We start from the raw sequence: 12,960 nt of genomic DNA, 5'->3' as shown, positions 1-12,960 counted from the left end.
CGGCCTGCGCGGCGGGGCCGGTGAGGGCGAGCACGGCACCGGCGGCGAGGGCGACGGACAGGGCGCGGGCGGTGCGGCTCATGGGAGGGACTCCTCGGCGGACTTGCGACGGTACGGCCGTACACCGGCGCACCGGTACGACGGCAACGCCGTGCGGCGTCCGGGTACGAGGACACGGGGCGTGCCCTCGCTGCCATGACAGCCCGCGCCCGGCCGTACCGCGCGCGGCCGGAGCCCATTCGCGGGACGCGCGGGGCCGGGCGGGTGACGGTCCCCCGCGCGGCACGGGCGCCGCCGCCCGGAGGTTTTCCGTCCCCCGCGCAGGTGACTCGGTAGGCGCTGACCGGATCGTCCGCTTCGCACTGCACCGGAGGTCTCTCCATGAGCACCAAGGTCTCGGACCACATCCTGGAGCGCCTGCGCGCCTGGGGCGTGGAACACGTCTTCGGCTATCCGGGCGACGGCATCAACGGGCTGCTCGCCGCCTGGGGCCGCGCCGAGAACCAGCCGCGGTTCATCCAGTCCCGGCACGAGGAGATGTCCGCCTTCGAGGCGGTCGGGTACGCGAAGTTCAGCGGCCGGATCGGTGTGTGCGCGGCGACGTCGGGACCGGGCGCCATCCATCTGCTCAACGGCCTGTACGACGCGAAGCTGGACCATGTGCCGGTACTGGCGATCGTCGGCCAGACGAACCGGACCGCGATGGGCGGCTCCTACCAGCAGGAAGTGGACCTGCACACGCTGTACAAGGACGTCGCCTCGGAGTTCGTGGAGACGGTGACGGTGCCCGAGCAGCTGCCGAACGTGCTGGACCGGGCGATCCGTACGGCGTACGCCCGGCGCTGCCCGACCGCGCTGATCATCCCCGGCGATGTGCAGGAGCTGGACTACACGCCGCCGACGCACGAGTTCAAGATGGTGCCGTCCAGCCTGGGGATGAGCGACTACACGGCGACCCCGACGGACGAGGCGCTGCGCCGGGCGGCGGACGTGCTGAACGCGGGCGACAAGGTGGCCATCCTGGTCGGTCAGGGCGCCGCCGGGGCGGTCGCGGAGGTACGGGAGATCGCCGAGCTGCTCGGTGCGGGCGTGGCGAAGGCGCTGCTCGGCAAGGACGTGCTGAGCGACGAGCTGCCGTACGTGACGGGGCCGATCGGGCTGCTGGGCAGCCGGCCGTCGTACGAGCTGATGCGGGACTGCGACACGCTGCTCACGATCGGCTCGTCGTTCCCGTACACGCAGTTCATGCCGGACTTCGGCAAGGCGCGCGGGGTGCAGATCGACATCGACGCGCACATGATCGGCATGCGCTACCCGTACGAGGTGAACCTGGTCGGTGACGCCCGGGCCACGCTGCGCCGGCTGATCCCGCTGCTGAACCCGGACCGCGGCGGGCGCGAGTGGTACGACACGGTGTGCGCGAACGTGAAGCGCTGGCACGAGACGATGGAGCGGCGGGCCGGGCTGTCGGCCGATCCGATCAACCCCGAGTACGTGGCCCGGGCGCTGGACCCGCTGCTGCCGGACGACGCGATCCTCACCTCGGACTCCGGTTCGGTCGCCAACTGGTACGCGCGGCACATCACGATGCGGCCGGGCATGCGCGGTTCGCTGTCCGGGACGCTGGCGACGATGGGCCCGGGGGTGCCGTACGCGATCGGGGCGAAGTTCGCGCACCCGGACCGGCCGGTGGTCGCGCTGGTCGGGGACGGGGCGATGCAGATGAACGGCCTGGCGGAGATGATCACGGCGGCGAAGTACCGGGACCGCTGGTCGGATCCGCGGCTGGTGGTGGCCGTGTGGAACAACCAGGACCTGAACCAGGTGACGTGGGAGATGCGGGCGATGGAGGGCGCCCCGTCGTTCCTGCCGTCGCAGGCGATTCCGGACGTGCAGTACGCCGCGTTCGCCCGTTCGCTGGGGCTGACCGGGATCCGGGTGGAGAAGCCGGAGGACGTGGAGCCGGGCTGGCGGGCCGCGCTGGCGGCGGACGGGCCGGTGGTGATCGAGTTCCTCACCGACCCCGCCGTGCCGCCGATCCCGCCGCACGCCACCTGGGAGCAGATGGAGGCGACGGCCGCGTCGATCCTGAAGGGGGACGCCGACCGGGGCTCGGTGATCAAGCAGGGGCTGAAGGCGAAGATGCAGGAGTTCCTGCCCGGCCGGGACAAGCACTAGCCGTCCGGCACGTACCCCGTGTCGCCCGCGCGGCACCGGGTACGCGGTGCGGACCTTCGACCCTCTGGAGGGAGACATGCAGCGAGGCAGTGACCGGCTGAGCGTCCACCGGGACGACGAGATGAAGCACGAACTGAAGGGTCTGCTCCGGTCGGGCCACCCCACCCGCGTGGAGGAGTGGCACGACCCGGAGCCGGCCGCGGACGACGACCCGGAGGTCTGGAGCGGCCCCGTCGGCGGCCTGGGGTCCCCGGCGTCGCTGGAGCGGACCCGGCTGGAGCTGGCCCGGCACCTGAGCCGGCACGCCTTCCCCGCGAAGCCGGGCGAGCTGGCCCGGGCGCTGCGCCGCAACAACGCGCCCGGCGGGCTGATCGACGCGGTGGCCGGGCTGCGGCACGGGCACCGCTACGAGAACGTGCAGCAGCTGGCCGAGGCGCTGGTGGGCGGCGCATGAGGCGGGACCAGGCGGCGGAGATCGCGCAGGGCACCACGGCCGACGTGAGCGACGTGACCACGCGGTTTCTGCTGTACGGGCTGCTGCCCGGATGGTTCCTGCCGGGGCTCGCCGACTGGGCGATGCACCGGCGGACCCGGATCGAGGACACGGCGGGGACGAAGGAGTCCCTGATCCACTCGCTGATGATGGCCGAGGTGGGCGTGCCCATCGCGCTCACCCTGCGCTACGAGGTCAACCCGCTGCTGCTGTCCGTGCAGCTGGGCGCGGCGGCGGTGCACGAGGCGACGGCGCTGTGGGACGTCCGTACGGCCGTCGACAGCGACCGGGAGGTCAAGCCCGTCGAGCAGCACATCCACAGCTTTCTGGAGTCGCTGCCGTTCGGCGGGCTGGCCTCGCTGATGTGTCTGCACGCCGACCAGGTGCGGTCGCTGCTGCGCGGCGGCCGCGGGGATCCGGACGCCTGGCGTCTGGTGCCGCGCCGGCGCCCGCTGTCGCCCGGCTATCTGGCGGCCATCGGGGTCGCGATCGGCGCCTGCGTGCTGCTGCCGTACGGCGAGGAGCTGGTGCGCTGCCGGCGGGCGGCCCGGGCAAGGAAGCGGCGCGCCCGGGCGCACCGGGCGGCGCTGCGGAGAGTGAAAGGAAGCTGAGGATCATGCGTATCGCGTTTCTGGTGGCACCCGAGGGCGTCGAGCAGGTCGAGCTGACCGAGCCGTGGCAGGCGGCCTCGGACGCGGGGCACGAGCCGGTGCTGGTGTCGACCGAGTCCGGGAAGATCCAGGCGTTCAACCATCTCGACAAGGCGGACACGTTCTCCGTGGACGAGGTCGTGGGTGAGGCGTCGGCCGGGTCGTTCGGCGGTCTGGTGCTGCCGGGCGGGGTCGCGAACCCGGACTTCCTGCGGATGGACGAGAAGGCCGTCGCTTTCGTGAAGGACTTCTTCGAGCAGGGCCGTCCGGTGGCCGCGATCTGCCACGCGCCGTGGACGCTGGTGGAGGCGGACGTCGTACGGGGCCGGGTGCTGACGTCCTGGCCGAGTCTGGCCACGGACATCCGCAACGCCGGCGGCACCTGGGTGGACGAGCAGGTGAAGATCTGCGACCACGGCCCCAACCAGCTGGTGACCAGTCGCAAGCCGGACGACCTGAAGGCGTTCTGCGACGCGTTCCTGCACGTGTTCGCCGGCGAGGCCGGCTGACCGTGTCCGCGCGCGTCCGCGCGGGAGAAGGGCCGGCCCGTCAGGGGCCGGCCCTTTTCGGTGCGGTTCCGGGTGCCGTGGTGGCCGGGTCGGGTGTCAGGGGCGTGCTGGTCAGGTCGCGGGCGTGCCCGGGGTCGCCGCCTCGCCGCAGCCGCGTTCACGGGCGCCCTCGCGGGTGCGTCCCGCGCTCACCAGGCGGCGGGGGTTGCGGCGCAGATACTCGCCCTCCAGCTGCGCCATGCGCTCGTTGTGGGCCCGCAGCGCGTCGTTCGAGCCGTACAGGAGTGTGTCGTGGCGCGTGCGGTGGATCGTCTCCAGCTCCTTCATGAGCTGCTGGTCGTCCAGCCGGCTGGGGTCGACTCCGGTCATGGTGGTGCCCCGCTCGTCGTGTTCGTTCATGGGCTACGGGTACCCGCCCGGCATGCACTGCCCCCGAGTGATTTCCGGGAGGAATCCATGGAGCTCGCGTTCCTGAATCCACTGTACGAACATCCGGGGTCCTGGGCCTCCGCATACGTCGACCTGTCACAGCACGACGAGGACATGCACCACCAGCGCCGGCTGACCGCGCAGGCGGTGTCCCGGCAGCTGCGGGAGCAGGGCGCGGACGAGGCCACCTGCCGGGCGGTGTACGACGCCGTCGAGGCGCTGCAGCGCAGCACGGAGCCGTACGGGAGGGCCCTGTTCGCCCGGGACGGCGAGGTGGTGCTCCAGGTGCCGCTGACCCAGGCCCCGCCGCACGGTCTGGTGCACTGGGGCACGCTGCCCCACGTCACCCCGCTGCTGGACCTGGCGGGCGAGGACCCGGTGTCGCTGGTGGCGTACATCGACCGCACCGGTGCCGACTTCGAGCTGCGCAGCGCGGTGCTGCAGGAGGAGGCCGGGCATGTCACGGGCAGCCGGCAGTGGCCGATGCACCGGGCGAAGGCCTCCGACTGGTCCGAGCGGCACTTCCAGCTGAAGGTGGAGAACACCTGGGAGCACAACGCGCGCGAGGTCGCCGAGGCGCTCGCGGCCTGCCAGGCCGAGACCGGGGCCGACCTGCTGATCCTGTGCGGTGAGGAACGGGAGTGCCGGTCGGTGCACGAGCAGCTGCCCAAGCACGTGCGGGACCGGGCGGTGGAGACCGCGCACGGCATCGGCAGCCGGCTGCTGCCCCGGGAGGTGGAGGAGATCCGGGCCCGGCACGTCCGGGAGCGGATCCTGGCCGAGGTGGACCGGTACCGGGCCGCCCGGACACCCGACGAGGAGCGGCGGACGGCGGCCGTCGAAGGCGTGCCGCAGCTGATCGAGGCGGCCCGTGAGCACCGGCTGGCCGAGCTGCTGATCCGCCCGGACGCGCCGGACACGCAGCGCGAGGTGTGGATCGGCGAGGACCCGGACCAGCTGGCGGCCCGCCGTACGGAGCTGCGGAACCTGGGCGAGCAGCATTCCTGGGCGGCCCGCGCCGACGACGCCCTGGTCCGGGCGGCCGTGGTGACGGACGCGCCGGTGCTGTCGCTGACGCCGGTGCTGGCGGAGACCGGCGACGAGGTCCCGGCGGGTGGCATGGGCGCGCTGCTGCGCTGGAAGGAGTAGCCGGCGGGGCGGAGCGGCGAGCGGGCCCGGGCTACCGGGCTCGCTCCACCCGCCGTTCGTCCCAGACCGGCTCCGGGGTCTCGCGGACCCGGCCGTCGCTGCCGAAGACCAGGAAGCGGTCGAAGGAGCGGGCGAACCAGCGGTCGTGGGTGACGGCGAGGACCGTCCCCTCGAAGGCCTCCAGCCCCTCCTGGAGGGCCTCGGCGGACTCCAGGTCCAGGTTGTCGGTGGGCTCGTCCAGGAGCAGCGCGGTGGCTCCCCGCAGCTCCAGCAGCAGGATCTGGAAGCGGGCCTGCTGGCCGCCGGAGAGCCGGTCGAAGGGCTGCTCGGCCTGCTGGGTGAGTTCGTAGCGGCGCAGCCGGGACATGGCCGCGCCGCGGTCCTGGGCGTACTCCTTCCACAGGACGTCCAGGAGGGTGCGGCCGTGGAGTTCGGGGTGGGCGTGGGTCTGCGCGAAGTGTCCGGGCACGACGCGGGCGCCCAGCTTCCACTCCCCGGTGTGCGCGACGTCCTCGCCGGCCAGCAGTCGCAGGAAGTGCGACTTGCCGGAGCCGTTGGAGCCGAGGACGGCGACCCGTTCGCCGTAGAAGACCTCCAGGTCGAACGGCCGCATCAGGCCGGTCAGTTCGAGGTTCTTGCAGGTGACGGCCCGTACGCCGGTACGGCCGCCCTTCAGGCGCATGGTGATGTCCTGCTCGCGGGGCGGCTCCGGCGGCGGGCCTGCCTCCTCGAACTTGCGCAGGCGGGTCTGCGCGGCCTGGTAGCGGGAGGCCATCTCGTGGCTGACGGCCGCCGCCTGGCGGAGGTTGAGGACCAGCTTCTTCAGCTGGGCGTGCTTCTCGTCCCAGCGGCGGCGCAGCTCCTCGAAGCGGGCGAAGCGTTCGCGGCGGGCCTCGTGGTAGGTGGCGAAGCCGCCGCCGTGCACCCAGGCGTCGGCGCCGGCCGGGCCCGGTTCGACGGAGACGATCTTCTCGGCGGCGCGGGCGAGGAGTTCGCGGTCGTGGGAGACGAACAGGACGGTCTTCCTGGTCTCCTTCAGCTGCGCCTCCAGCCAGCGCTTGCCGGGCACGTCGAGGTAGTTGTCCGGCTCGTCGAGCAGCAGGACCTCGTCGGTGCCGCGCAGCAGCGCCTCCAGTACGAGCCGTTTCTGCTCGCCGCCGGAGAGGGTGCGCACCTGCCGCCACTGGGCGCGCTCGTAGGGCACGCCGAGCGCGGCGGTGGTGCACATGTCCCACAGCGTCTCGGCCTCGTAGCCGCGGGCCTCGGCCCAGTCGGCGAGGGCCTGCGCGTACCGCAGCTGGGCGGCCTCGTCGTCGACGGTCATGAGGGCGTGCTCGGCCTCGTCGACCGCCTTCGCCGCCTCCCGGATGCGCGGCGGGGCGACGGAGACGAGCAGGTCCCGTACGGTCGTCTCGTCCCGTACGGAGCCGACGAACTGGCGCATCACGCCGAGGCCGCCGCCGACGGTGACGCTGCCGCCGTGCGGTTTCAGCTCGCCGGAGATCAGCCGCAGCAGGGTGGTCTTGCCGGCGCCGTTCGGGCCGACCAGGGCGACGGCGGCGCCTTCGCCGACCCGGAAGGACACATCGCCGAGCAGCGCCCTCCCGTCGGGGAGGTAGTACTCCAGGTGCGCGGCTTCCAGATGTCCCATGGGCAGGCATTCTGCGAGGCGGCCCGTGTCCGGGGCAAACGCTTATCGGCGGCACCGCCCGGCGGGGCCGAATCTGCGTGTCGCCAGGCGGCGGTCCCGCGCGGGAGACGGGTCCGCGCAGCCGGCTACCCGGCCGTCCCCAGGGCCTCTCCCGCCGGGCCGCCCTCGCCCGCCGGTTCCACCGTGGCGCCCTCCCAGGACAGGGCCTTCCAGCCGTCCGACGGGGAGCCCTCCAGGATCACCACGCCGGTGTTCTCCAGGGGCCGGGACGCGGCGAAGGCGACGTCGACGTTGTCGGCGCGGGCGGCGGTCCACACGCGGATCGCCGCGCCGTGGCTGACCATGGCGACGGCCCGGGCGCCGCTCGCGGCTGCCTCGGCGACCACGGCGTCGTACCGGGCGAGGGCCTCCTCGCCGCTCTCCCCGCCGGGCATGCGCAGCGCGGTGTCGCCGGCCGCCCAGGCGAACACCGTGCGCAGGTACAGCCGGCCCTCCGGGGTGTGCCCGGGCAGCATCTCCAGGTCGCCCGCCGACAGCTCGCGGATGCCGTCGCGCACGGTCACGCCGAGGCCGCGGGCGGCGGCCAGCGGGGCGGCCGTCAGCTGGGTGCGGATCAGCGTGGAGGCGTACAGGGCCTCGATGTCCTCGCCGGCGAGTGCCTCGGGCAGCGCGGCGGCCTGCGCCTCGCCGAGCGGGGTCAGCCCCGGTCCGGGTACGGCGGTGTCCAGCAGATGGTCCACGTTGGACGGGGTCTCGCCGTGGCGGACGAGGAGCAGGCGCATCCGGGTTCTCCTCTCGCGCCGGCGACCGGCGCCCGGGGACACAAGAAGCGGGCACTTCAGGGTAACCGCACCCCATGAGCCCAGACCTGGACCTGACGGGGGCCGCGACCGCCGCCCGCACCCCGCTGCGCACGCTGCTCGCTCTCGACGGCCGGCTCTTCGAGGCAGCCGCCGCCTGGCACTGGCCCGGCGCCGAACGCGTCCTGCCCCGCCTGAGCCGCAGCGCGAACCACGGCGTGCTGTGGTTCGCGACGGCCGCCGCGATGGCCGCGAGCCGCACGCCCCGGGCCCGCCGGGCGGCGGCCCGGGGGGTGGCCTCGCTCGCCCTGGCGTCGCTGACCATCAACACGATCGGCAAGCGCTCGGTGCGCCGGGCCCGGCCGGTGCTGGACCCCGTGCCGCTGGTGCGGCAGCTGAAGCGGCAGCCGATCACCACGTCCTTCCCGTCCGGGCACTCGGCGTCCGCGGCGGCCTTCGCGACCGGGGTCGCCCTGGAGTCGCCGGGCTGGGGGGCGGCGGTGGCGCCGGTGGCGTTCTCGGTGGCGATGTCCCGGGTGTACACCGGGGTGCACTTCCCGAGCGACGTGCTGGCGGGGGCGGCGCTCGGCGTGGGCGCCGCCTTCCTGGTACGGCGCCTGGTGCCGGCCCGCGCCCAGCTCCGGCGGCGCGCCCGGCCGCGGGCCGAGGCCCCCGCACTGCCCGAGGGTGACGGCCTGGTGGTGGTCGCCAACCGGGCGTCGGGGACCGCGGAGCGGGTGCGGGCGCTGCACGACGCGCTGCCGCGGGCGGAGATCGTCGAGTGCGCGCCGGAGGACGTCCCGGACGAGCTGGCGAAGGCGGCGGCCCGGGCGCGGGTGCTCGGGGTGTGCGGCGGCGACGGCACGGTGAACGCGGCGGCCCAGGCCGCCGTGCGGCACAACCTGCCGCTGGCGGTGCTGCCGGGCGGCACCCTCAACCACTTCGCCTACGACCTGGGGGTGGAGGACGAACGCCAGCTGGCCCGGGCGATCCGGCACGGCGAGGCGGTCCGGGTGGACGCGGGCCGGTTCGCCACCCGGGACACCGAGGGCCTGTTCCTCAACACGCTGAGCCTGGGCGTGTACCCGGAGCTGGTGCGCGTGCGCGAACGCTGGTCGCGCCGGATCGGCGGCTGGCCGGCCGGGGTGCTCGCCGCGGTGCGCGTGCTGCGCGCCGACCGGCATCCGCTGGAGGTGGAGCTGGGCGGCGAACGGCGGCCGCTGTGGCTGCTGTTCGTCGGCAACGGCGTCTACCACCGGATGGGGCTCACGCCGGGCCGCCGTACCGATCTGGCGGACGGACTGCTGGACGTGCGGGTGGTACACGGCAGCCGCAAGCCCGCGCTGCGGCTGCTCGCGGCGGCCGTCGCGGGCCCGCTGACCCGGTCGCCGGGGCACGCCGCGGTGCAGGTGAACCGGCTGCGGCTGACCGGCCTCGCCCCGGAGACCCCGCTGGCGTACGACGGCGAGGTCACGGCGGTGTCGGGCGAGGTGGAGCTGGAGAACGTCGTCGCGCTGGTGGCGCGGAACGCGGACACCGACGATCCGCGCACGGCCGCCCATCTCTCGGCGCTCGTACGGCTGTTGTTCCCCTATGTGCAGCGCGGCGGACGGGTCGCCGAGATGGAGGTGCTGGGGCGGGCCGGGCTCGGCGCGGCGCGGCGGCTCGGGGACCCGGCGGCCGAGGCGTACGCCCTCGGCGACCTGGCGGGCCTGCACTTCATGACCGGCCGGCAGAACGACGCCCTCGCCCTCACCGACCAGGCCCTGGCCATCTGGGAGCGGCTGGGCAGGGCCTCCCGGATCCGGCGCTGCCTGAACAACCGCGGGCTGCTGCTGGAGGGGCTCGGGCGGTTCGAGGAGTCGGGGGAGGCGCTGCGGCAGAGCCTCGCCTACTCGCGGCTGCTGAACGACCCCTACGGCGAGGCCGTCACCCGCAGCCACCTCGGCAACCTCTACGAGCACACCGATCCGCGCGCCGCCATCGAGGAGCACCGGCGCTCGCTGGCGATCGGGGACGCGATCGGCGCGGTCATCGTGCAGCACTCGGCGCACTGCAACATCGGCTACGCCTATCTCACCCTCGGCGAACCGCACGCCGCCGCCCGGCACTTCGAGGAGAGCCTGCGCATCCTCGGCGGCCACGGCGACTGGCACGGCGAGTCGCAGACCCGGCTCGGCCTGGTCCGCGCGCTGCGGCAGCTGGGGCAGGCCGGGCGGGCGGCCGGCGAGTGCGCCGAGCTGCTGCGCCGGGCCGATGCCCGCGCCGACCGCTACATGGGCGGGCTGGCCCTGCACCAGCACGGGCTGCTGCTGCGCGAGCAGGGGCGGGAGGCGGAGGCGTACGACGCCTGGCGCGCGGCCCGCGCGGCGCTGGACGGCACGGACGCGCAGACGGTCCTGGCGGAGCTGCGGGAGCTTTTGGAGGGCTGACCGGGCCCGGCGCGCCAGCTCACTTGGCGTCGGCGTAGCACTCCACCACCGCCGTCGTGAACGGGAACCGCACGGGTGTGTCGCCGAAGGTCAGCCGTCCGGCGAGGGCGGCGGACTCGCGGATGGCCTGCACGACGGTGTCGGCCTCCTCGGCGGGGCAGTGCACGATCACCTCGTCGTGCTGGAAGAAGACCAGCTCGGCCGCCATGTCCCGGAGCGTCCGGCGCAGCGCGGCGAGCAGCAGCAGGGCCCAGTCGGCGGCGCTGCCCTGGACGACGAAGTTGCGTGCGAAGCGGCCCCGCGCGCGGGAGTCGGTGGAGGCGTAGCCGGGGACCCAGGCGGTCTGGCCCTCCGGCTCCTCCTCGCCGGCCGGGCCGACCGGGATGCCCGCCTCCTCCGCCGCGTCCTCGCCCGCCCGGGCGGCCGGCGGGCAGGTGCGGCCCAGCCAGGTGCGCACCAGCCGGCCCTCCTCGCCGGCGCGGGCCGCCTCGTCGACGTAGGCGACGGCCCGGGGGAAGCGGCGGCGGAGCGCGGCGAGGTTCTTCAGGCCGTCGCCGGAGGTCTGGCCGTAGACCGCGCCGAGCACGGCGAGCTTGGCCTGGTTCCGGTCGCCGGAGAAGGCGCGGTCGGAGACCGACTGGTAGAGGTCGGTGTCGCGGCCGGCCACCTCCATCAGGCCGGGGTCGCGGGAGATGGCGGCGAGCACGCGCGGCTCCATCTGGTCGGCGTCCGCCACCACCAGCCGCCAGCCGGGGTCGGCGACCACGGCCCGGCGGATCACCTTGGGGATCTGCAGGCCGCCCCCGCCGTTGGTCACCCAGCGTCCGGTGACCGTGCCGCCGGCGAGGAACTCGGGGCGGAACCGGCCGTCGCGCACCCAGTCCTGCAACCAGGACCAGCCGTGCGCCACCCAGATGCGGTACAGCTTCTTGTACTCCAGCAGCGGCTCGACGGCCGGGTGGTCCACGGACTGGATCTCCCAGCGGCGGGTGGACTTCACCTTGATGCCGGCCTGCGCGAAGGCTTTGACCACGTCGGCGGGCAGGTCGGGCCGCACCCGGCGGCCGAAGGCCGCGGACACCGCTTCGGCCAGCTCGGCGAGGCGGCGCGGTTCGCCGCCGCCCGCGTACCGCTCACCGAGCAGGTCGTGCAGCAGCCCGCGGTGGACCTCGGCGCTCCAGGGCAGCCCCGCGTGGTTCATCTCGGCGGCCACCAGCATCCCGGCCGACTCGGCGGCGGTCAGCAGCCGCATCCGGTCGGGGTGGGCGGTCTTCGCGTGCCGTCGCAGCTGTTCGGCGTAGACCGCGAGCAGGTCCGGCAGGGGCAGGCGGATGCCGGTGGGCTCGAACAGCGGGGACTGGGCGCCCGGTTCGGCCGCGCGCTGCGGCGGGTCGGGCGGGACGGGGCCGCCGCGGAGGCGGGCCAGGGCGGCGGCGGCCGAGCGCGGCTCGCCGTACCGTCCCTCGTGGCCCAGCAGAAGTGTTTCGGCGTCCTCGATGTCGTAGCACCGCTCCACTCGCACCCCCGTGGCGAGCAGACGCGGATAGACCTCGGGGGTCGACCGCCACACCCAGCGCGTCACCTCCGGGCGGCTCCGTACCGCTTCGGCGAGATCGCTCTCCCGCCGCACCGGTCCGGCGGGCAGCCCGTCCGGGCCGAGGGGGGCGACGTCCACGCCGCCGTCCTCGGCCGGTGCGAGCGCCCACCGGTCGGTCATGGGTGCGAGTGTGGCAGGGGGGTCTGACAATCGGCCTGACCTGCGGCTTACTGCTGCTGCTCGCCGCCTGCCCCGGTCTGCTGGTCCAGCAGCAGCGCCAGCATCCTGCCGACGTACTCCTCGGTGCCCGGCTTGGTGATGCCGAGGCCGCTGAGGACGCCCTGTCCGTTCTCGTGCTCCAGCAGGGCGAGCAGGAGGTGCTCGGTGCCGATGTAGTTGTGGCCGAGCCGGAGCGCCTCGCGGAAGGTGAGTTCCAGGACCTTCTTGGCCTCGGGGCCGTACGGGACGAGGTCGGGGACGTCGTCGGCGGCGGGCGGGAGCGCGGCGGTCGCCGCCTGGCGTACGGAGTCCAGCGGGACGCCCTGCGCGGTGATCGCCTTCGCGGCCAGGCCGTCCGCCTCGGCCAGCAGCCCGAGGAGCAGGTGCTCGGGGCGGCCCTCGGCGTTGCGGGCGGCCACCGCCTCGTTGTGCGCGGCCATGACCACGTTCCGCGCGCGCGGGGTGTAGCGGCTGAAGCCCTGGGCCGGGTCGAGGTCGGTGGACTCCTTGGGCACGAACCGCTTCTGCGCCGCCTGCCGGGTCACGCCCATGCTCCGCCCGATGTCGGTCCAGGACGCGCCCGAGCGGCGCGCCTGGTCGACGAAGTGCCCGATCAGATGGTCGGCCACGTCGCCGAGGTGATCGGCGGCGATCACCGCGTCCTGGAGCTGCTCCAGGGGCTCGCTGTGGGCCTTCTTGATCGCCTCGATGAGGTCGTCGAGGCGTACGGATGCCGTGATGTTCGGGTTGGTCGCCATACTGTCAACCGTAGGTTGCGCCCTGGGGGCTGTCAACCGATGGTTGACAGTTGCGGAGAAGGTGTCGGTGTCCGTTCACGGCCGGCGCCCCCGGCCCGCTGTCCACAGCCTGTGGACGACCGCCCCGCACTGTCGGCGGGCCGTGGCACGATCGA

At 74.2% G+C, this 12,960-nt stretch carries 10 protein-coding genes and 1 pseudogene; 6 read left to right on the top strand and 5 right to left on the bottom strand.

Going from position 1 to position 12,960, the window contains the following annotated elements; translation table 11 throughout:
• Positions 1–381 precede the first annotated feature (381 nt).
• The 4 genes from CCN44_RS07800 to CCN44_RS07785 all read left to right on the top strand — a co-directional run bounded on the left by CCN44_RS07800 (position 382) and on the right by CCN44_RS07785 (position 3,830).
• Positions 382–2,178 carry a thiamine pyrophosphate-requiring protein gene (locus tag CCN44_RS07800; RefSeq protein ID WP_059254281.1) on the top strand — a complete coding sequence of 599 codons (1,797 nt, stop codon included), beginning with the start codon at positions 382–384 and terminating at the stop codon, positions 2,176–2,178.
• Between the two features lie 76 nt (positions 2,179–2,254).
• Complete coding sequence (locus CCN44_RS07795; RefSeq protein WP_059254278.1) at positions 2,255–2,632, top strand: DUF2795 domain-containing protein; 378 nt, start codon at positions 2,255–2,257, stop codon at positions 2,630–2,632.
• Positions 2,629–3,282 (top strand): hypothetical protein, encoded by a 654-nt coding sequence (locus tag CCN44_RS07790; RefSeq protein ID WP_059254276.1) that lies wholly within the window; start codon positions 2,629–2,631, stop codon positions 3,280–3,282. The genes CCN44_RS07795 and CCN44_RS07790 overlap by 4 nt, the downstream gene beginning before the upstream one ends.
• Before the next feature lie 5 nt (positions 3,283–3,287).
• Positions 3,288–3,830, top strand: coding sequence for a type 1 glutamine amidotransferase domain-containing protein (locus CCN44_RS07785; protein WP_059254274.1), 543 nt, complete (start codon positions 3,288–3,290; stop codon positions 3,828–3,830).
• Between the two features lie 111 nt (positions 3,831–3,941).
• Here the strand turns inward: CCN44_RS07785 and CCN44_RS07780 are convergent, their stop codons facing one another.
• Positions 3,942–4,229 carry a DUF6158 family protein gene (locus CCN44_RS07780; RefSeq protein ID WP_059254273.1) on the bottom strand — a complete coding sequence of 96 codons (288 nt, stop codon included), beginning with the start codon at positions 4,227–4,229 and terminating at the stop codon, positions 3,942–3,944.
• A 57-nt stretch (positions 4,230–4,286) separates the two neighbouring features.
• On the opposite strand from CCN44_RS07780, the gene CCN44_RS07775 reads away from it, so the two are divergent.
• A complete protein-coding gene (locus tag CCN44_RS07775) occupies positions 4,287–5,408 on the top strand; it encodes a baeRF2 domain-containing protein (protein ID WP_086697200.1) in 1,122 nt (373 codons plus the stop codon).
• Between the two features lie 31 nt (positions 5,409–5,439).
• Here CCN44_RS07775 and CCN44_RS07770 read toward each other — a convergent pair whose 3' ends face one another.
• Positions 5,440–7,059 carry an ABC-F family ATP-binding cassette domain-containing protein gene (locus tag CCN44_RS07770; RefSeq protein ID WP_059254268.1) on the bottom strand — a complete coding sequence of 540 codons (1,620 nt, stop codon included), beginning with the start codon at positions 7,057–7,059 and terminating at the stop codon, positions 5,440–5,442.
• 125 nt (positions 7,060–7,184) lie between these two features.
• Positions 7,185–7,841 (bottom strand): histidine phosphatase family protein, encoded by a 657-nt coding sequence (locus CCN44_RS07765; RefSeq protein WP_059254266.1) that lies wholly within the window; start codon positions 7,839–7,841, stop codon positions 7,185–7,187.
• A 74-nt stretch (positions 7,842–7,915) separates the two neighbouring features.
• Between CCN44_RS07765 and CCN44_RS45480 the strand changes: the two are divergent.
• A pseudogene (locus CCN44_RS45480) lies at positions 7,916–9,367 on the top strand (phosphatase PAP2 family protein); the annotation flags it as partial.
• 943 nt (positions 9,368–10,310) lie between these two features.
• Here the strand turns inward: CCN44_RS45480 and CCN44_RS07755 are convergent.
• Both CCN44_RS07755 and CCN44_RS07750 read right to left on the bottom strand, forming a co-directional pair.
• The gene (locus CCN44_RS07755) at positions 10,311–12,008 is read right to left on the bottom strand and encodes a bifunctional 3'-5' exonuclease/DNA polymerase (RefSeq protein WP_086697199.1); all 1,698 of its coding nucleotides are present in this window, start codon (positions 12,006–12,008) and stop codon (positions 10,311–10,313) included.
• 47 nt (positions 12,009–12,055) lie between these two features.
• Entirely contained in the window at positions 12,056–12,805 is a 750-nt protein-coding gene (locus CCN44_RS07750; RefSeq protein ID WP_059251529.1) for a Clp protease N-terminal domain-containing protein, read from the bottom strand.
• Positions 12,806–12,960 lie beyond the last annotated feature (155 nt).

Origin of the sequence: Streptomyces tricolor (genome assembly GCF_002155905.1) — a bacterium.
In the GTDB taxonomy this organism is placed as follows: Bacteria; Actinomycetota; Actinomycetes; order Streptomycetales; family Streptomycetaceae; genus Streptomyces; species Streptomyces tricolor.
The sequence above is the reverse complement of the archived record's forward strand: the minus strand, read 5'-3'. Positions and strand labels throughout refer to the sequence as shown.

Excerpts from the sequence above, each read along its gene's own strand:
- CCN44_RS07785 (WP_059254274.1), top strand. The coding sequence starts at position 3,288 with ATGCGTATCGCGTTTCTGGTGGCACCCGAGGGCGTCGAGCAGGTCGAG.
- CCN44_RS07770 (WP_059254268.1), bottom strand. The coding sequence starts at position 7,059 with ATGGGACATCTGGAAGCCGCGCACCTGGAGTACTACCTCCCCGACGGG.
- CCN44_RS07800 (WP_059254281.1), top strand. The coding sequence starts at position 382 with ATGAGCACCAAGGTCTCGGACCACATCCTGGAGCGCCTGCGCGCCTGG.
- CCN44_RS07775 (WP_086697200.1), top strand. The coding sequence starts at position 4,287 with ATGGAGCTCGCGTTCCTGAATCCACTGTACGAACATCCGGGGTCCTGG.
- CCN44_RS07755 (WP_086697199.1), bottom strand. The coding sequence starts at position 12,008 with ATGACCGACCGGTGGGCGCTCGCACCGGCCGAGGACGGCGGCGTGGAC.
- CCN44_RS07790 (WP_059254276.1), top strand. The coding sequence starts at position 2,629 with ATGAGGCGGGACCAGGCGGCGGAGATCGCGCAGGGCACCACGGCCGAC.
- CCN44_RS07750 (WP_059251529.1), bottom strand. The coding sequence starts at position 12,805 with ATGGCGACCAACCCGAACATCACGGCATCCGTACGCCTCGACGACCTC.
- CCN44_RS07780 (WP_059254273.1), bottom strand. The coding sequence starts at position 4,229 with ATGAACGAACACGACGAGCGGGGCACCACCATGACCGGAGTCGACCCC.
- CCN44_RS07795 (WP_059254278.1), top strand. The coding sequence starts at position 2,255 with ATGCAGCGAGGCAGTGACCGGCTGAGCGTCCACCGGGACGACGAGATG.
- CCN44_RS07765 (WP_059254266.1), bottom strand. The coding sequence starts at position 7,841 with ATGCGCCTGCTCCTCGTCCGCCACGGCGAGACCCCGTCCAACGTGGAC.